Source organism: Ruegeria sp. HKCCD4884 (assembly GCF_013110855.1).
In the GTDB taxonomy this organism is placed as follows: Bacteria; Pseudomonadota; Alphaproteobacteria; order Rhodobacterales; family Rhodobacteraceae; genus Ruegeria.
Map to the genome: position 1 here is coordinate 24,083 of NZ_WVRJ01000020.1, position 20,549 is coordinate 44,631.

9 protein-coding genes are annotated in these 20,549 nt (G+C 58.8%); 2 read left to right on the forward strand and 7 right to left on the reverse strand.

From position 1 onward, the window contains the following. Window positions 1-107: 107 nt before the first annotated feature. Window positions 108-587 (reverse strand): invasion associated locus B family protein, encoded by a 480-nt coding sequence (locus tag GS636_RS21240; protein WP_171672475.1) that lies wholly within the window; start codon window positions 585-587, stop codon window positions 108-110. A gap of 18 nt (window positions 588-605) precedes the next feature. Further along, window positions 606-13,928: a hypothetical protein gene (locus GS636_RS21245; RefSeq protein WP_171672478.1), complete on the reverse strand. Its 13,323-nt coding sequence runs from the start codon at window positions 13,926-13,928 to the stop codon at window positions 606-608. A 375-nt stretch (window positions 13,929-14,303) separates the two neighbouring features. On the opposite strand from GS636_RS21245, the gene GS636_RS21250 reads away from it, so the two are divergent. Continuing rightward, window positions 14,304-15,803, forward strand: coding sequence for an FAD-binding domain-containing protein (locus GS636_RS21250; RefSeq protein WP_171672481.1), 1,500 nt, complete (start codon window positions 14,304-14,306; stop codon window positions 15,801-15,803). Between the two features lie 9 nt (window positions 15,804-15,812). Continuing rightward, window positions 15,813-15,944 (forward strand): DUF2256 domain-containing protein, encoded by a 132-nt coding sequence (locus GS636_RS21255; protein ID WP_216602992.1) that lies wholly within the window; start codon window positions 15,813-15,815, stop codon window positions 15,942-15,944. Between the two features lie 107 nt (window positions 15,945-16,051). Here GS636_RS21255 and GS636_RS21260 read toward each other — a convergent pair whose 3' ends face one another. From GS636_RS21260 to GS636_RS21280, 5 genes are all read right to left on the reverse strand, one after another. Continuing rightward, entirely contained in the window at window positions 16,052-17,308 is a 1,257-nt protein-coding gene (locus tag GS636_RS21260) for an Hsp70 family protein (RefSeq protein WP_171672487.1), read from the reverse strand. A gap of 291 nt (window positions 17,309-17,599) precedes the next feature. Next, window positions 17,600-18,766: an adenylate/guanylate cyclase domain-containing protein gene (locus GS636_RS22965; RefSeq protein WP_171672489.1), complete on the reverse strand. Its 1,167-nt coding sequence runs from the start codon at window positions 18,764-18,766 to the stop codon at window positions 17,600-17,602. A gap of 138 nt (window positions 18,767-18,904) precedes the next feature. Then, window positions 18,905-19,507, reverse strand: coding sequence for an NAD(P)H-dependent oxidoreductase (locus tag GS636_RS21270; RefSeq protein ID WP_171672492.1), 603 nt, complete (start codon window positions 19,505-19,507; stop codon window positions 18,905-18,907). Next, window positions 19,504-19,896, reverse strand: a complete 393-nt coding sequence (locus tag GS636_RS21275; protein WP_171672494.1) for a nuclear transport factor 2 family protein — start codon at window positions 19,894-19,896, stop codon at window positions 19,504-19,506. Before GS636_RS21275 ends, GS636_RS21270 begins: the two co-directional genes overlap by 4 nt. A 20-nt stretch (window positions 19,897-19,916) precedes the next feature. Further along, the gene (locus tag GS636_RS21280; RefSeq protein ID WP_171672497.1) at window positions 19,917-20,411 is read right to left on the reverse strand and encodes a nuclear transport factor 2 family protein; all 495 of its coding nucleotides are present in this window, start codon (window positions 20,409-20,411) and stop codon (window positions 19,917-19,919) included. Between the last annotated feature and the right edge of the window lie 138 nt (window positions 20,412-20,549).

A 20,549-nucleotide genomic window follows, 5' to 3' on the forward strand; every position in this document is an offset into this window, starting at 1 on the left:
CCATATGACAGGTCGCCCCGAACTAAAGGTGCTCCAAGCAGAATTCGAAATTAAAGTGCTGCGCCAGCCTGTGCGGGCGCAGTCCAGGTGTAACCCTGAGGTGGAACTTATGGCAGCAGATCAGAGACCTTGCTGAAACCCGCCAGATCGTAGGTAAAGGTAATCGGTTCACCGATCCGGTTGACCCCCGCGATCGTCAATTGGTCTCCGGCGCGCATGGCGGACATCCAGTCCGAGGAAACCGTTGAGCGGGCAAAACACCCCTGCGCCTCGCAGGTCAAAAACGCGGGCTGCGCCACTTCGGTGCCATCAACACTGGCCACCAGCCCTTCTGAGAACAACAGTCCAAAAGGAAGGGTTAGCACAGCCTCAACTTCGTCATTTCCAGCCGGTTTCACAAATGCGATCGAGGTCAGACGTTGATTGTTTTCGGCCAGAACAATGCTTTGTGTCATCTCGCAAACCAACTCGCCCCCACTGACCAAATTGCTGCAATTGACAGACCAAAGCGGTGCCTCGGTTTCCTGAGCGGTCAGCGGCAGCGCCAACCCCATCGAGACGCCCAAGACACAAATCCAAGTTTTCATTCTGATGTTCCTCATGAATTAGAATTGTACTCCAAGGCCAAGTCCGACCTGCAAAGCCTCAGTTGAGTCTCCGAACATATGATCCACGCTCAGATTGATAAAGCGGCTGTCATCCAGTGCGAACAAGCCAAGCCGTGCCGAAATGACCCCATGGCTGTCGCCGACATAGCTGGTATTGGCAAAACCGCCATCTGCAGCGCTGGCCCCCGCGAACCCGGCAGTGACCGATACTGTATCATCGGACGAGAAGATGGCACCCGCCCGCAAACTGGCGCGCAGCTTCTGCTTGCCGCTCAGGACCTGTTCGGTCCCCATTTCCAACGAAGGTGTCAGCGAGTAGATCATGTTGCTGTCGTCTTGCAGGGTGACCCCGGACAACGTGGCTTGACCGTTACTCGTGGTGGCCAGACGTGTTGCGTCAAATGACAACTCAGGGCGCAGGTAAGACGCGCCTCCAGCGAACCTGTGGTCATAGGCAAAGCTCAACCGCAGGTTCTGATGGTTGGTCTTGTGGGTGATCTCACTGATCCCCGACGTGTTCACAACAGTCCCGCCTGGCAACACGCCAACGATCCCACCAGCGCTGAGCGTATCGTAGTCCGACCAACCGGCAGACAGCTGGGCTGCGAATTCCCACACACCAGAATACTTGGTGATCGACGCGCCAAGATTGAACCGGTCGCCATTTGCAGTATAGGACGACCCGTTGCTCAGGCTCATCCGGTCGTGACCCACGGCAAATCCTGCGTAAAGCTCATCTCCGACCGGAATACGCACACCTGCAGACAGGTTGGTCGCGTTTATGTCGAGCGCATCGTAGATTCCCGTCTGGTCGCGGTCAAAGAAGGACCTGCCACCCGAGAACCACATGCAGTTCCGCGGATCATCACCGACCTGATAATCCGTGAAGCGCTCGCAATTGTGCAGTGTGTCTGCAAACACCCGTGTGGCGTAGTAAGCATCCACCAGATCAGACGCATAGTCTGACGTCGACAGCGTGTTGATTGCAGCGATGACCTCAGCCTCGGATTGCATATTGCCGATGAGGGCAAACAACTCGCCCTGTGCCGCCGATCCCTGACCGTAAAGCACTTGGTTGATATAGTTACCGATGGCCGTTTGGTTGGCATTCATCCCTTGCGTCGAATAGTCGGGCGCAACCACCAGATCGATGGAACTGCCGTCAGATGTCGAACCATTCAAACCTATCGAATAGTCCAGAACCACCGTGTCCTGAATCGTTGTTCCGGCATCCGCTGCGGTGCCATTCGGATTGATGATCACCAAAGGCAAAGCGCGTTCCAGCGTGTTCAGCTGTGGCGTCAACGTACCGCCAATTGTTGCGTTTCCGGTCACATTGACCAGATCGCTTCTACCACCAGATACACCTGAGGTGAGGAAATACACATCAAACGTCGACGTTGCGCTATTGCCGAAGGCAAGGCTTCCGGTCAGGTCCAGCGTTTGGCTGACATTGCCGTAGAAAGCAAAGTTACTGGCCTGCACAGATGACGTGAACGTTGTGTTCAGCCCCCAGTTGGCCCCTAGAACAAACTCGCCGTTCACCTGCATCAGCCCCGCCGAACCCAGATCAACGGTATCCAGCGCATAGAACGCAGCCCCGTTTGCAACGGTCAGGCCGTTGGAACCTGCGCCAAGGTTCAGGTTTCCAAGCGCCGCACCCGAAAGTGTCACCTGATCGTTCCCATCCCCGCCATTCAGCAGTTGATTGTTCCCGGCCAACAAAACGCTGTTCGCCGACAGCGACAGCGCGTTGTTCGTGCCCCCGTCAACAACGATCGAAGCAACCGAGCCCGTCTGCCCGGTGCCACCCATGATGACACCATCGAGGCCAAGATTAATGGCACCTGCGCCATCACGCCCCTCGGACTGCGCCAGAACACCGATGCCGCCTGCGCCAACCGACATGATATTGCCGCTCAGCGCCATGTCGATGGCCCCACCGGAACCCGCGCCGCCAGCGGAACCACGGAAGACTGAATCCACCATGCCGCCACCGCCGCCCAGAGACTGCGCCAGCACACCAATCGCGTCTTGGCCGGTGGTTACGATGGTCCCGGTCTGCGTGAAATCGATATCTCCACCATTGCCGCCATTGTTGGTCGACAGACCCACGGTGATCCGGCTTTGCGCCATGTCGGTCGAGACAATACCGCCGCCACCGCCGATGCTCTGAATGACGAAGCCATGAGAGCCTTGGCCGCTTGTGGTCATATCACCGATATTGGTGAAGTTGACATTGCCGCCGTCCCCGGTCGATCCATCCTGCGCGCCCAGGGTCACATCGGTGGCACCAAGCCCCGAGATCACAACCTCGCCACCGCCCGCTCCGATGCTTTGGACCGTTTGACCAAACGCGCGGTCTCCGCCGGTAAAGACATCACCGTCCAGCGACAAGCTGATCGCACCGCCATCGTTGTTGAAGCTGGGATCAGCACCCAGGATCACCGATGCAGCCTTTTCTGTACCGGCCACGCCACTGCCGTTGCTGTTCAGCACCAGCTTACCGCCGCCGCCACCAATCGACTGCACTGTACCCGCCGACGAGAATGCGCCATCTGTGCCAACATCACCCGTACGGTTGCCGGTTACATCTCCACCACTTGCATCGTCGGTGTTGATTGCACCCAGTCGTGCCGTGACGTCGATGGCGTCACCATCCTCGACGTCCACGTTGGTGGACGCGGTTCCACCGCCGCCACCGACGCTCTGCACCATCAGGGCGGTCGATCTGTCACGCGTCGTGGCAATGTTGCCGTCATGCGTCTGCGTAACCTGATTGCCCGCCGTGCCTGATACATCGTCGCCGCCAAGGGCAATGTCGCTGCGCACGACCGAACCTGTCGCGCCAGAGGTCCGCGTTGTGAAATTGACCGATGTGTTGGCATTGCCGCCACCGCCATTCACCGATTGAGCAAACACAGCCTGCGCACCTTCGCCGTTCACCAGAATGTCGCCAGTCGAATTCACGGTAACGGTGCCGACCGAACCGGTTGTTCCTGTACGGGCACCCAAGGCCTGTGAAATGGTGTAATCCAGCGCCGAAACCAGCGGGGACGAGACCGAGTAACCTGCATTACCGCCACCGCCGCCTACGGATTGCGCATAAATGCCAAACCCGTTTTGGGCGTTCACCACAATGGTGCCGGTATGATTGACCGTGACGTCTCCGCCATCGGCACCCGATCCGCCCGAACCACCAATGGCGATCTTGGAGTAAGACTTGCCGGTCATCGTGTTCTTGAGGTCATTCACATCCATGGACACGGCCAGACCGCCGTTGCCGCCGCCGCCACCGACGGATTGCGCCATGACACCGTAAGCCCCTGCGCCATCGACCTGAATATCGCCGCTGTTGGAAACGATTACATTGCCTGCAACGTTACCGCTGCCGCCCGAGCCGCCGATATTCAACTGCGCTGTGGGCGAGCTGTTGTCGCCGGTTTTCAGCCGCAGCGTCCCGGTGATGGAGCTGCCTCCATTTCCGCCACCGCCACCGATGGACTGGGCGAAAATTCCATGCGCTCCGGCACCCGTGGTCACGATAGTACCCGCATTGGTCACTGAAACGGTGCTGCCAATACCGCCTGTGCCACCCGAGCCGCCCAGACCAAATTGCAGTGCCCGCCGCGTGCTGGCCTCAGCCCCGCCATAACGGCCGTCGACCGAAATAGTCGAACCGCCAGTGCCGCCGCCGCCACCAACAGACTGCGCGAAGATACCGTGACTTTCAGCACCGCTGGTCAGGATTGTACCGTCGACCGTATTTGCAACTGTCACTGTGCTGCCAGCCCCGCCTATGCCGCCGGTGCCACCAATCAGAATGGCGTTTGTCGTTGCGCCGTCCGAGGACCGACCTAGGATGATGTTGCGCACCTGTTGAGCGTCTCCGCCACCGCCGCCAACGGATTGCGCGTAGATACCAACGGATTTGTCACCAACAGTCTGGATCAGGTCTCGGTTCGTGACCGACACAGCCGCCGAGGTCGCACCCGTGCCGCCATTGCCCCCGATTGACAACGTAGCCGTGTTGCCGATGTCTTTGCGCAGGCTGATGATGCGGTTCTCGACCACACCCCCCATGCCGCCACCGCCGCCGACGGATTGCGCAAAGATGCCATGAGACATTGTGCCTTGGGTTGTGATGATCCCGTCGCTGTCTACGGATACGGTGTCCGAGGTCATGCCGTCCCCGCCTGTACCGCCGACATTGATTGATGCAGTGGTCCCAACGGTCGACGGGTTTACTACGGCTTTGATGGTATCGAGGTTCGACTGACCCGCCTGAACCATACCGCCGGTGCCGCCCGCGCCGCCAATGGATTGTGCCAGCAACCCGTTTGACCGGTCGCCAAAGGTCGCGACCCGCGCGGTATTGGTGAGGTCAACCTTGCCCCCCAAGCCACCGCTGCCGCCGCTGCCGCCGATAGACAGGGCAATCGATGTGCCCTTGCCGGCCGAGTTGCTGGCCTTGCCGCCGGTGCCGCCGCCGCCACCTACCGCTTGGGCAAACACCGCATGGGCATCCGTACCCTGGGTTGAGACCGTACCAGCCACAACAGCTGTGACATCGCCGGCTTCACCGCCGGTGCCACCTTCAAGCCCAACGGACAGGCTGGCCTTGTTGCCTTTGCTGTCGCCGGTCTTAGGGGTTCCGATGCTGACCGAGGTCGAGGTCGAGTTTCCGCCTCCGTTACCGATCGATTGTGCAAAGAAGCCATAAGAGCTGTTGCCCTGCGTAGAGATGATTCCGTTCGAGCTTGCATAGACGTTGCCGCCCTTTCCACCCGTACCGCCAACGCGACCGATCTGGATGTTGACGTTGCCGCCATCCACCGAGGTAGAGGCAGAGTTGTAACCGGCGTTGCCGCCCCCGCCGCCAACAGATTGCGCGAACAGACCGTGGGAATTTGCCCCTTGCGTGGTGATGTCACCGGTATGGCGCAAATCGACAGCACCACCGTCGCCGCCGTTTCCGACACCACCGCCAATCGCCAGTCCAAAGCCCTTGTTGGTCGCGTCCGAGGCCAACTCGTAGGTCATCCCCAGGTTCAAGGCTGCGTTGCCGCCACCGCCACCGATGGATTGCCCAAAAATCCCGTGGCTGCCGTCCTGCTTGGTCAGGACATTGCCGTAATGGTCCACATCAATCGTGCCACCATCACCCGCTGTTCCGGCAGACCCGCCAATGGCCACCACAGCCGACACACCCGTTTTATTACCCGAGGAATCCGCCGGGTTCACCTTTCCCTCAAGCTCATCAAGTACCGCATTGTAGTTTGCGATGACTGAGTCATCGACGCCTGTGTTCGTGGGCGTTTTGCGGCCACTTGAATCGCCCGTGCCGCCATTGCTCTGACTGCCGGTTGTTTTGCTAATACCGACAACCGCGTTGATCCCGGCGTCACCGCCGCCGCCACCGATGCTGGACGCCTCGATCCCGTGTGATCCGGCCCCATCGGTTGTGATGGTACCCGCTGCCGCTGTCGACGTTCCGCGCGCTACGGTGACATTGCCCGCGTCACCGCCGCCGCCGCCAAAGCCACCAATGCCCATCGCGATCGGTGAGCTGTCTTTGGTACCCACGAACGTCGCGTTGATCCCACCGGTACCGCCACCGCCGCCAATGCTCTGCGCAAAGAGGCCACGTGCGTGATAACCGTTTGTCGAGATATTGCCGGTTTGCGCAACAGTTACGTCGCCCGCATCCGCGCCGGTGCCTCCGTGGCCGCCAAGGCCGCCAACGATGCTGAGATCAGTCTTGCCGCTGGAATTGTTGGAATCGCCGTAGTTCAGTTGACCGGTCACGTTCAGCGCGCCGTTACCGCCGCCGCCCGCAATAGATTGCGCCAGAACACCGTGCTTCCAGTTGCCCGCAACCGAAACCGCGCCCGCATGATCCACCGCTACATTGCCCGAGATATTGCCGTTGCCGCCAAAGCCGCCAACCCCGAATGTGACCGAGGGTATTTTACCGTCCTTGCTCAGCGCGATACCGCCCGAGACGTTCAAGCCGCCATTGCCGCCGCCACCGCCGATGGACTGCGCCAGCAGACCAGCCGACCCGTCTGTATCCTGCTTTTCTTCATTGAAGACACCCATGTCGATAAACAGACGCTCAAGTCCGAAAGTTGAGGTCAGTTCCTGAGTTTGATCGACAATCGTGTTGCCCAGGAAATCGCGCAGCTTGTCCTCGAACGTTGTGGTGTTGGGGATCGAGATGTCATCAGGGTTTGTCGTGACCGTGATGTTTGCCTGCGACGTGACAGTAACGTCACCCGTTTTGCCGCCATTGCCCGCGAACCCGCCAACACCCACGATCAGGGAACTGTCTGACACGATCCCACCCGAGACGTTCATGCCACCATTGCCGCCACCGCCGCCAACGGATTGTGCCAGCAGACCGGACTGCCCTGTACCATGCGCCCGGATCGTGCTTCCTGCACCGATATCAACCGAGACGTCACCGGCGTCGCCGCCGCCACCGCCAAAACCGCCAACCCCAACAACAACTGCGTAGGACTTGCTTTGATCGGTCAGACCCGCGCCGGGTTTGCCGCTAATCGCCAAACCGCCGGATACATTTATCCCGCCATTGCCGCCGCTGCCGCCAAGCGATTGCGCAATGATGCCACTGGCTCCTTTGCTTTGATCAACAGTCGAAGTGCCGTTGGATATGACCATTGGCACCGCCTGAACATTGCCGGTGTAATCCAGATCGACAGATTGCGCGTTGCCGCCCGCGCCACCAAAACCACCGACACCCGCCGCGACTGAAAAGATCGTGCTGGAACCCGAAGGTTTGGTCAGCGACAGCGTCCCAGAGATATTTGTGCCACCGGTTCCGCCGCCACCGCCAACGCTTTGCGCAAACAAACCGTGCGAGCCGTCCCCTGCTGTAACAACGTCGCTTTGTACATTTAGTTTCACGGTGCCAGCGTCTCCGCCGCCGCCGCCGAAACCGCCGAGGCCCAGACCCACAGCCGCACCGGATTTGCCAGACAAGCTTACCGCGCCGGATACATTCAGACCGCCGTTGCCGCCGCCTCCACCAACGGATTGCGCCATAACTCCGATACTTTCCGCACCAGTTGTGACAATCGAACTGGTTCCGCCAGCGTTTGTGCTGGGGCGCAGGGTGCTGATCACATCTCCGGCATTCCCAGCACCACCGCCAAAGCCGCCAACGCCAAGGCTGATCCCGCCCCCGTTCTGCTGGCTGATGCTCACAGATGCCGAGATATTGGTGCCACCATTGCCACCGCCGCCGCCAAGGCTTTGGGTCAGAACACCGGTGCTGCGGTCGCCATCAGTGCGCACGCCGCCCGTGACAGTCGATTGAGTCAGTGCCCCTGCGTCTGCTCCGCCGCCGCCGAAGCCACCCACGCCGATACCCACGGCCGCGTTGGTCGACCTAGACAGGGAGAGCGCGGATGAAATGTTCACACCACCGTTGCCGCCGCCGCCGCCAAGGCTCTGCGTCAGGATACCAACTGAATCATCCCCAGCAGTCGTCACATTGCCCGTGACCTGCTGCGTGACATTTTCTGCAGCACCGCCGCTTCCGCCAAATCCGCCAACGCCAACACCGAGGCCGCCCGAATAGTTGCTGGCCACTGAAATCGCACCAGAAACGTTGGTTGCGCCGTTGCCGCCGCCGCCACCAAGGCTCTGGGCGATGATACCCGCAGACCGTGTGCCAGAGGTGCTGATGTTTCCCGTAACCGTGCTGTTAACGGTGCCACTTGTTCCGCCGCTGCCCCCAAAGCCGCCAACGCCGATGCCTGCAGCACCGGAACCTGTACGCGCAATGCTAAGCGCGCCCGAGATATTGACGCCACCATTGCCGCCACCGCCGCCAACGGATTGCACCAAAACGCCGGTCGACGTGTCGCCCATCGTTGTCACATCGCCTGTGACCGTACCGGTTGCAGCATTGGCATTTCCGCCACTGCCACCGGACCCACCAATGCCGACGCCAACAGCGCCGCCGCCCGTGCCCGAGAGATTGACAGCCGCAGAGACGTTCAGCCCGCCGTTGCCGCCTCCACCAGCAGCAGATTGCACCAGAACACCGCCCGAGTTGTTGCCCGCAGTATTCACGCTGCCCACAACGGTGCCCGTAGCAGTGTTGGCATCACCACCGCTTCCACCGCTGCCGCCAAGCCCTACGGATGCGCCCCCGCTTCCTTTTCCGGCGACAGTCACTGTCGCTGAGACGTTCATGCCGCCATTGCCACCGCCGCCGCCAAGGCTTTGTGCGATGAACGCTCCGGATTCATTGCCTTGGGTCGAGACGTCGCCTGTCAGCGTTGCCTGTACCGTTCCGCCATCGCCGCCAGTGCCGGACGCGCCGCCCAGACCAACAGATGCACCACCCGAACCCGTTCCAGCCGCAGCCACCGCGACCGAGATATTCATGCCGCCATTGCCGCCACCGCCGCCAACGGATTGAGCCAATAACCCGGAAGAGGTTTCGCCTAACGTGACAAGGTTACCAGTGACGTCAGCCGTGACCGACGAAGCGTTGCCGCCGCCGGTTCCGCGACCACCCAAACCCACTGCAGCCGCGCCAGAGCCGGTACCTGCTCCACCTACAGAAGCCGAGACATTGAACCCGCCGTTGCCACCGCCGCCACCAATGGATTGCGCGACGACCGCACTGGATTGGTTGCCTTCGGTGCGAACACTGTTGGCAACTGTCAGCCCAACAACGCCACCGGTGCCACCGCTGCCGCCGGACCCGCCCAAGCCAACGCTGATTGCGCCCGCGCCTGTGCCAGCCCCGGCCAGTGCTGGTGAGACGTTAAAGCCGCCATTGCCACCGCCGCCACCAACGGATTGAGCAAGGATACCCACCGAAGCAGCACCCATGGTCACCACGTTTTCAGTGGTACTGGCCGTGACCGTACTGCCGTCACCACCACCCGCGCCAGAGCCCCCAAGACCAACCGAGACCGACCCCGCGCCGGTGCCAGCGCCTGAGACGGTTGGAGAGACGTTAAAACCGCCGTTGCCGCCGCCGCCGCCAATGGATTGCGCAACAAACCCGCTGGACGCGAAACCTTTGGTCAAAATGGTGCCGTTGGACGTCAAAGTGACTGCACCACCATTGCCGCCGGTATCACCCGATCCACCCAGACCGACGCTGACCGCACCACTGGCTGTTCCCGCGCCTGACAGAACAGGGGCCACGTTGAACCCGCCGTTGCCGCCACCGCCCCCGATGGATTGTGCGACGACACCCGAAGATTGATCTCCGCGCGTTTCAACAGCGTTGTTTGACGTGGCTTTGACAGTGCTGCCGTCGCCTCCGCCACCGCCATTTCCACCCAAGCCGACAGACACACCACCGCCAGCGGTGCCCGATCCCTGGACTGACGCACTGACGTTGAAGCCGCCATTGCCGCCGCCACCGCCGATAGACTGCGCCAGAATGGCCGTTGATCCGTTGCCCCGCGTCAATACCGTGCCGCCGGACGTCAAAGTAACTGCGCCACCGGTGCCACCGCCACTGCCGGTACCACCCAAGCCAACGCTCACCGCGCCTGACCCGACGCCCGCACCAGCCCCGGTACCCGAAACGTTGAAACCGCCGTTGCCACCACCGCCGCCGATCGATTGCGCGACTACGCCCGAGGAACGATCCCCAGTCGTTTCTATTGAATTGGTTGTGGTAAGGGTGACAGTGCCACCGATCGCACCAGTGCCACCATCACCGCCCAAACCAACGCTAACAGCACCGCTGCCCACACCTGCACCTGCCAGGGACGCGCTGACGTTGAACCCACCGTTACCACCGCCGCCACCGACCGACTGTGCCAGAACCGCAGTAGAATCCGTGCCGCTTGTGCGGACTGTACCCGTGACTTGCCCGGTGACTGTCTTCCCGACACCACCACCAGCGCCGCCGCCGCCCAGGCCAACGGAAACGGCACCGCCGCCGGCACCAGCCCCCGCTATTCCGGCTGTTACGTTGAAACCACCATTGCCGCCACCGCCACCAATGGACTGAAACACCACACCACTTGACGCATCAGCCAGTGTTGTAACGTTTCCTGCAACCTGACCTTCAACGATGCCGCCATTGCCGCCCGAAGCACCATTGCCCCCCAGCCCGACTCCAATCGTACCAGCTCCGGCGCCCGCTGCGGCGACACCTGCGGTGACGTTGAAACCACCGTTACCACCACCGCCGCCGATGGATTGCACCACCACACCCGTCGAACGCAGACCCTCGGTTCGGACATCTCCGTTGACACGAACACCTGAAACAGTGCCTCCGTTGCCCCCGTTGCCACCTGAACCTCCCAAACCGACGTTGACTGTTCCCGCGCCTGCGCCGCCTGCAGCCAAACCTGCCGCGACGTTGAATCCACCGTTGCCGCCACCGCCACCGATGGACTGAACGACAACCGCCCCGGAATCGTTTCCGCGGGTGGTGACATTCGCACCAACCTGCGCAGTTACAGTGCCTCCCGTGCCGCCACCGCCGGATTTGCCACCCAGACCGACATTCACCGACCCAGCGGCCGCACCGCCGATATTGGCGCTGGCCCCGATACTGTAGCCCCCATTGCCGCCGCCGCCACCAACGGACTGCGCGACAACACCGCTGGAAAACGCGCCGCTGGTCTCGATGGATGAGCCACCCGCGACCAAAGTGACCTTGCCTCCAGTTCCTGCCCCGCCGCCATTGCCTCCAACGCTGACATTAACCCCAGCAGATGCCCCACCGCTGGCGCTGATCCCGGCGGCGATACTGCCCCCGCCGTTGCCGCCGCCGCCACCGACGGATTGCGCAATAATCGCGCTTGAATTTGTGCCGGTCGTCGTCACATCCGCATTGGTCGAGACCTGTACGATCCCACCATTCCCAGCGCTGCCAGCCTGACCACCGATTCCGACCGAGACGTTGCCGGAAAACAGCGCCGAGGCACCGCCGGTTGCTGCAACAGCCAAACCGCCATTGCCGCCACCCCCGCCGACAGACTGGAACAGCATACCGGTTGACCGGTTCCCTGTTGTGACAACCGTACCTTCGAAACCGGCGGCAACGGCTGCGCCACTGCTGTCAAACTGACCAACCGTGACGTTACCGCCTTTGCCACCTGTACTGCCGTCACCTCCAACGCCAACTGCCAAAGAGCCAGAAACCGGACCGCCGGAGACCGCAACCGAAACGGCATACCCGCCATTGCCGCCGCCACCGCCAACGGACTGCAACATGATGCCGGTTGAATCATCTCCTCCGGTTTGCACCGAAGCCGAACCGCCGCCAGCAAGCGTTACATTGCCCCCATCTCCTCCACTGCCTGCCGATCCGCCGACGGAAACAGAAGCAGCGCCAAAAGCGCCTACAGCAACCGAAACAGCCCCGCCGCCGTTGCCGCCACCGCCACCAACAGATTGCGCAAAAACGCCTGTGGATCGCGCGCCCGACGTTTGGATCGCCGAAGGCTGACTGCTGTCTGTATTGGACAAAGTAACGTTGACGTCACCACCTTTGCCACCCGCTCCGCCATCGCCGCCGATTGCGACGCCCACAAAGGCCCCAACAGACCCGGACGAGCCGCCATTGCCGCCGCCACCGCCGATAGACTGGGCCAAAATGCCTATCGCATCGTCGCCGCCCGTGGTGATGATTCCATCGTTTACAATGGTCACGGTCGAACCGCTGCCGCCGCCGCTGCCGTTGCCGCCAACAGACACCATGCCGCCGGACGATCCCCCGTCACCGCCACCGCCGCCAATGGATTGAGCGATGATGCCACGCGCGCCATCCCCCTGGGTCACAATGCGCCCATAGTTGCTGACGCTAACCGCCGCACCTGTACCGCCACGAGACCCACCGCCGCCGATGGCAACTAAACCAAAGGAATTTGCACCGGTACCACCACTGCCACCTATTGACTGCGCCATCACCCCGTCAGCTCCGTCCCCAAGGGTCAGTATGCTTCCTGATCCCTGCACAGACACGCTGACGGCGCTACCGCTGCCACCATTTGATCCCACACCACCCAACGACAGAGAAACGAGGCCCCCGGCAGTTCCACCGGAACCGCCCCCGCCGCCGATGGATTGGGCAACGATCCCTCGAGAGAAACTGCCCCGCGTTTCGATGGTTCCACCATGCGAGACCGACACCTGCCCGCCGTTGCCGCCGTTATCTGCGCTACCTATCAGTGAAACAAGAAGGTTGCCGCTGGTTCCGGTAGAGCCACCAGACCCACCGACAGACTGAGCAAGAATCCCGTTGGCAAAATTGCCGGTGGTCAGAATAGTGCCGGTGGACGCCGTGTTAACCACCACGTTGCCACCGCTGCCGCCGTAGCCGCCGCTGCCGGAGGATCCGACCAATCCCCATTGCGAACCGCCATTACCGCCGTTGTTTGACACACTCAGCGCATAGATACCGTCAGCATAGTCACCGCTGGTCGAAATCGATCCAGCCTGGGTCACCGTCACGTTACCACCATCGGCCGAGTGGCCTCCGGTGCCGCCACCCGGTGCCGCAAAACCACTGCCGCCGTTCCCAGCCTGGCCGCTGCGGCTGAACGCAAAGATCCCCTCGTTGTTAGCGCCCGATGTCTGGATTGTGCTGCTGGCCGTTTGCGTTGCGTTTACCGTGCCGCCCTTACCTCCGTCACCGCCATCGCGCCCGTCCCAAAAGCTTAGATAGGAATCCCCGCCGTCGCCGCCGTCGCCGCCAACACTGCCAATCTCCCATCCGACATTGCTGGTGGCATTCACATCGCTGCTAAGCGACTGGGTCTGAGTCGGGCCCGTGCTGCCGTTTCCACCAGAGCTCGGCGGAACCACCAATGCACCGTCCCGCCCATTGCTGCCATCCTGTCCATAGACAACCTGACTCACCCCATTAGGGCCTGAGACGTTGACAGGTGGTGTCACCGTCCCCGGCGTACCCGAGCTGTTGAAGTCGCTGTTGTACTGAGACAGCGTCAACTGTGTCGACAAACTTGCCGTACCGGTCGCTCCGCCGCCGCTGATTTGAGCAGTCGTTCCAGTAATAGAGACAATATTGAAGGCAAGCGGAGGATTGTCCGAATTGTAGATTGTGTCGCCTGCGCTCTTGACCAGAAAAACGTAGCCGTCTGCGGTTTCAACGAAGGCTGTTGTACCCGCCGTTGGCGTGGATGCGGGGTCTACGATCAGTGCGCTAACTGTTGTATCCTGACCCGTCACCGGGTTTTTGACGGTATCACCAACCTTCGAGGCCGCCGTCGGCGCAGCGAGCAAAGGATTTGAAATCAGAGCTAAAAACGAAACAGTAACCAGCAAATTTGATTTCTTGATCACTCTGGAACCTCACAACCAACGCATTCAAACGACACGGCAACCGGACAGGTTCCCGAAAAGCAGTCACCTGCAATTCGAGCTTTCCCCATCACCATCTTGTGAAGAGTATCTGCAATTTTAAGACGATTGATGTGAATTTGTTCACTCATTAACGGTTTGGTAAGACTAATTGCTGATTTACAACACAAAAGTATCACTTCGATACAATGCAATGTTTCCAAAGCGATAACGAATGCCACCCGCAATGGTTGTTCGTTTCAATCTGAGCAGAGGTCACAACCTAAGATTGCAGCTCTCTGTTAGGCTGGATGACCTTCACTTCCGCTCTAAGTGTCTGCGCTATGTTCGGAAGTTTTGGAATACGGGCTTAACGCAATGCAGATCGTCTGGTTCAAACGCGATCTTCGCGTGCAGGACAACTCCGCCCTTACACGTGCTGCGGAGTGCGGAGAGGTGCTTCCGCTTTATGTCGTAGAACCGGACCTTTGGCAGCAACCTGATATGTCTGCCCGCCACTGGGGCTTTATCGCCGAAACGCTCGAACAATTGCGCGCTGATCTGGGCAAGTTGGGTCAGCCTCTGGTTATACGAACCGGGGAAATCACTAAGGTCCTGTCAGATCTACATGCTACGGAGCACCTCTCTGCGCTTTGGTCGCACGAAGAAACCGGCAACAACTGGACCTATCGCCGTGACCTGAAGGTGGCTGAGTGGTGCACTGAACACGGGGTGCGATGGCGTGAAGTTAAAAACCACGGCGTACAACGCCGAATGACCTCGCGCGAAGGGTGGGCCAGACGCTGGGACGCCCATATGGCGCAACCCAAAGCTCTGCCGCCAGTTCTTTCGGCGCTTGAAATGGATCTAGGCCGTGTGCCGTCCTCGAAGGATCTGCAGCTTGTGTCAGATTCCTGCCCGGATCGACAGCCCGGTGGGCGAAGCGTCGGTTTAAAGCTTTTGGACAGCTTTTTACACAGTCGAGGAGAAACCTATCAACGCGCAATGTCTTCGCCATTACAAGGCGCGTACGCCTGCTCGCGCCTGTCGCCCTATCTGGCTTGGGGGGCCGTATCGATGCGCGAGGTGGCACAGGCGACGGGGCAGAGGCAACAAAATTTGAGTTCGGGTGCGCAAGCCTGGCGCAAGTCGCTGCGTTCTTTTTCGGGTCGTCTGCATTGGCACTGCCACTTCATCCAGAAACTGGAAGACGAACCCAGGATAGAATTCAAGAACCTGCACAAGCTTTACGACGACTTACGCCCTGAGCAGCCAGATCCCGCGAACCTGTATGCCTGGGCCAATGGTCAAACAGGTTATCCCTTTCTGGATGCCTGCATGCGTTCACTTCGAGCAACGGGTTGGCTGAACTTCCGGATGCGGGCGATGGTGATGGCAACCGCAAGCTATCACCTTTGGCTTGACTGGCGCGCGCCGGGTTTGGAATTGGCGCGGCTATTTACCGACTATGAACCGGGCATTCACTGGAACCAGGTCCAAATGCAATCCGGCACAACCGGTATCAATGCCGTGAGGATCTACAATCCTGTGAAACAGGGAAAAGATCAGGATCCGTCCGGTGCTTTTACCCGGCAATGGGTGCCTGAGTTGGCCGCGATAGCCGATCCTTATCTACAAGAGCCGTGGTCCGCACCGAATACTGCGGCGGTGGTTGGCACGCTATATCCCGAGCGAATCTTTGACCACCTTGCCGCCGCAAAGCTGGCACGCGAGAGGATTTGGGCTGTCCGTCGCACTCCGGCCTTTCACATCGAAGCCGCCGCCATCCAGTCCAAACACGGAAGTCGCAAACGCCGCTCATCGTCTAAAGCACGATCAAAACCTTCGGCCCAACTGAGTTTACCACTGGACGGCTAACCGATGCGCATGCGCAAGAAATCTGACCTGCCCTCTAAAACTTGCTTCAGATGTGGGCGACCTTTCACATGGCGTCGGAAATGGGCAAAGGTCTGGGATCAGGTTCGCTATTGCTCGGACCGATGCAGGCGCGCCAGATGATCAGCCTGTTAAAGCATTTAGCCGTGACATGCGCCTCATGTTTTCAAAAAAGTGAACTCTTGCACCCCTCAAAGAACGCGCCCTTGACTAAAACTGGTCACCGACGGTTACACGCCCTCTCGCGCTGCCATGATCGCGAGACCTTCGGCCACTGCGGTAAAAACAGATGCAAAGGAATGTTCGGCATCCGGGAAAACACGTCGCATCGTTTCGGGGACAATGGCCATCAGGCTTGAGCCGCCAACATAGACAACCCGGTCGATCTGTTCTGCAGTTAAATCCGCCAGACGCAACGCTTCTTGCACCCCAGTCTCCAACCGTGAAGTATGATCGTTAAGACTGTCGGCCACCAGCGCGTCACTTAACTGTACCGCCAACCCAGCCTCAAGCACGTCAAGTTTGATCGCTGGATCTTTTGACCCTGAGTTCACAGCAAACTTTCCACGTTCAACAGCAAAGGCCAGTTCATGCCCCAATTCGTGCTCAAGCACCGAAGCAAGGCGGGCCAACCGTTCAGGTGACTGGGCCAGTTGTATCATGTCGCCCACCGTGCGCCGGTTCTGCGCCGTGTACAGAAACGGGATCACCTCCCAGGTCGCCAGGTCGTTAAATATGGCGTTGGGGGCCTTCGATGCCCCGCTGCCAAAGACATCCTGGACCATCGAACCTTTGCCCAAATGCGGCATCACATGATCGATACTGATCGCGCGATCAAAATCCGTTCCCCCGATGCGCACGCCGTGATTAGCCAGAATCTCTAATTCGGCTGCATGGGACCGAAAGACCGAAAAGTCAGACGTTCCACCCCCAATGTCGACAACCAGCCCAGTACCCGAGCCGCATTCAGTGGCACCTGTCGCGATGGCCGCTGCGGCGGGCTCAGGGCAAAACTGAACATCCGTAAATCCGGCGGCTATGTAACATGCGCGCAAATCAGCTTCTGCCTGAGCCTCTCGCGGGTCGTTCACCCCATGAAATACTACAGGTCGCCCCGATACAACGCGTGTGCACGGCACACCAAGTTCGACCTCTGCCTGTTCCCTCAGTTGGCGCAGAAAAGAACCGATGATTTCGACAAATGTCAGCCGCTCGTTCAAAATCTGCCGCTTTTCATGCATTAAAGCAGTACCCAAAACCCGCTTGAGCGCTCGCATGAAACGCCCCTCCAACCCATCCAAAAGCGCTTGGTTGGCGGGTTCACCAATCAAGGTTTCGCGCGTTTCGAAGTCAAAAAAGAAAGTGGTTGGAAGTGTCTGTGCATCGCCATCGAAACGTACAAGTCGAGCCGCGTTTGCATCCATGTAAGCAACAGCTGAATTTGACGTACCAAAGTCGATGCCGATCCACGGGCGGATGGGGGTCATGGCACATGTCTCCGAATTGTCTGAGCAAAGAGCGCAGGACCTAAAGTTGTCTCAAAGCGGGGTCAAGCCTCCGCTGCTCACATACATGTTGAAACCGGTCCATCAGACGATGCGCAACGCTTTTTCCGAGCGTTAACTTCATAACCCACAAACGTCCAACTCTCTGGGTGCGCAGGATTCAGGTGCCCTTCATTCACTTCTGGGTACCCCTTTTCCCGACCGATCAAAGGTGCGCGGAAAGTATGTCTGCAAGGATCAAAACAGACTAACCCGCTCTCAAAACCTAAAGCGTTACGATCCTTTGGCAGAAATTCTGAAAACCTCAATATCTTGGTCTAAACCTCGAACAGCGTGACGACCAACGGACTGAACCATGTTTCCCATGTGTTTCGCAACACGCGAAGTGATCAGGGTCTTTTCACCCAGTATCTTACAAAGATCCTGCACACGACTAGCGAGATTGACAGTCTGTCCTACAACTGTGAAGTCCAACCGATCAGGGCTGCCGATATTGCCAAATGTCACAGGACCAAAGTCGATGCCGATGACAAACTCGATTGCCTCTTGGCTTCGTTCATCCGCTTGTTTGTTGTATTCGCCAAGATTGGCCAAGGCTCCAGAAGCAGCCTCGACTGCCAATCTGCAAGTGGACTCGTCGCTGTTGTCGGCCTCAAAAACTGCCAGAATGCCATCGCCCATGAATTTGAGCACATCGCCGCCTGCGTTCTGAATTGGCGAGACCACCATTTCAAAATAGTCTCCCATCATGGCCAGCAGTTTTTCCTCGGGCCAAGCCTGGGCCTTTTCGGTAAACCCCCTGAGATCCGCAAACAAGATCGCGGCTGCAACCGTTCTGTGTTCCCCGCGCTTAATATGCCCCTGACCGATCTCCACCGCTGGACCATGACCCAGATAAGTCTGTAGCAGGCTTTTTTGTGACTGACGCATCGCTATGGGTTCCAAAGCTGCCGCAAGTGCGTAACGCGACTCTTCAATGTATCGAATGTGCGTATCGGAAAACCCGATTTCAGCATTTGAAGTGAAGCTGGTGCCTTGAACCGATCCATTTCCATGTTCCAGTGGGATGGCCAGAAAATCCGTGGCACCCGCTTCGGCAAGTTCTGAATAGATCGGGTGTTCATCTTCAAGGTTGAGGTCCGCCAGCCGCTTTCGCAGAGGGCACCGACGCGTGACGATGTATTCAAATGGGCTGCCATGCCAAGCACTTGTCGACAGCACAGTCGTGGGAACCGTATAGCGACGGGTGTTTTCAGGGGTCCAGATAATACCCCATGCGCTGAGCAATGGATTTGAGTAGTTTTGTGCAATCCGTGCCCGTGCCAATGGTACACCAAGCTTTACAAGGCCTTCGCAATAGCCTTGCACGATTGCGGTTTCATCGCCCAACAACCGTCCTTCAGAAATCAGCCAATGGTTCAGTGCATCAATTTCGGACACGAGCCCCTCGCACAAAATGGACGTGTTTACAGTCTACATATCAATTCCTAGGAGAGAACCCGCACTGATGCAGACGCTTTTGAAATTCTGCATCAATGCGGTTTGCCAAACGTGCGGCGGTTTCTTTTGGGGGTATGATCAACTGACAGCGGCGGCTTTGGTCGGGTCATCCTCAAGTTGTTTCAACAAGCGTGCCTGTTTAACTTTTGGATCCAAGTCCGGGTCGGTTAAATGAGCCAACATGTCCGGTACGGTCGCTTCGATTTGATCTTGCGAGGCCAGCGCCATCCCATGAGCCACAAAGGGGCGCAGATAGGTCATTCCGGCAAGGTTCGCGGTTTGCTGGAAAGGCTTCAGAAACTCGGCCATCGAGTAATTGTTGTACCCTCCCGCGTGGTAACTGTGCTCGGGCCCACCTGTAGAGACAAGGATCAGAAACTCGCGCCCCTTCAGATGATCCCCACCGGGTCCGTAGGCAAAGCCATAGCTCAGAACCTGATCCATCCACGCCTTCATGACAGGCGGCGCAGAGTACCAGTAAAACGGGAACTGAAATACAATCCGGTCATGGGCCATCAGCAATGCTTGTTCCGTTTCGATATCAAAATGCAACTGAGCACCACCGATATCGGTCAAATCGCGTGTGGTGACTTCTTGCGCGTCTGAAAGCGCATCGAACCAGACTCGGTTGATCCGGGATTTGCTCAGGTCTGGATGCGCGGTGAGAACGAGTGTTTTCATGTGTCTGCCTCTTGCAGAAGTTTCGCTGAATAAACGGTGATGAGGGGGCGACCATCGGGACGCGTGTCAAACCGCCAGTTTTCCTGAACCCGCGCTTCGATATGTTCTCCGCTCACGGTTGTGGCACGAAACAGAACTTCGAACTCCGCAGCGCCCGGCGTGACCTTTATCTTGCTGACGTGATGTTCGGTCGGGCGCTGCAAGGTTGCAAGTACGTCTGTATACCACGCGCGCACCTGAGCGTGCCCTGTCAAGGTCGCGTCAACATCCGGCATGTCCCAATCCACATCGGGGTGTAGGTCCTCAAGGAATGCCTCGATCGGATCAAGCCGGTCAAACCGCGCGAACCAATCTGCGATAAAGGAACGTATTTTGGGATAGTCGTTCATGGAGTTCACCATTCGGCGACTCAATCAGCCAGCCGGTCCGGCAGCGGAGCCAGATCATACTGCGACCAGAAAAACGTATTTGCTGCATCCTGATCGGCAGAAAGGTTCGTCGCTTCGACGATCTTGCCCTCTTCGATGCGATAGACCAGCGCCCAGGTCGTATCTACATTCGGTTTTCCGTCTGCATTCGACCAACCGCGATGAATGTCCACGACATGTGTTTCATCCGCGCCGAAATAGATCGGCTGGGCTTGGAACCCGGCTGTGCCCAATTGTGCGAAGAAGGCGAGCACTTCCTCACGCCCGTTCTTCGTTCCAGACAATGGGTGACGACCCGGAATGTGCCATTTGACGTCCTCGTCCATCACGGCAGCAATTCCGTCCAGATCGTTCGCGCCGTAGGCGGCAAAAAAGTCTTGGACCACTTTGATGTTTTCTTCCGGTGAGGCCGCCATGGCGGTGTCTCCTGCAATGATTGCGGTGACGAGTGCTGCGGCTTTGGTCAGGATTCTCATCTCTTGTCCTCTCAGGCGCTTAGGCGTCGGGCAACTGCAACGCTTTCTGCCGGTCTATGCTGTGATGACGAGAACTTAGTTATTTAGCCTTTTCGTGATAATTCCCCCAAAATTCACTACTTTCATGTATAGAATCGA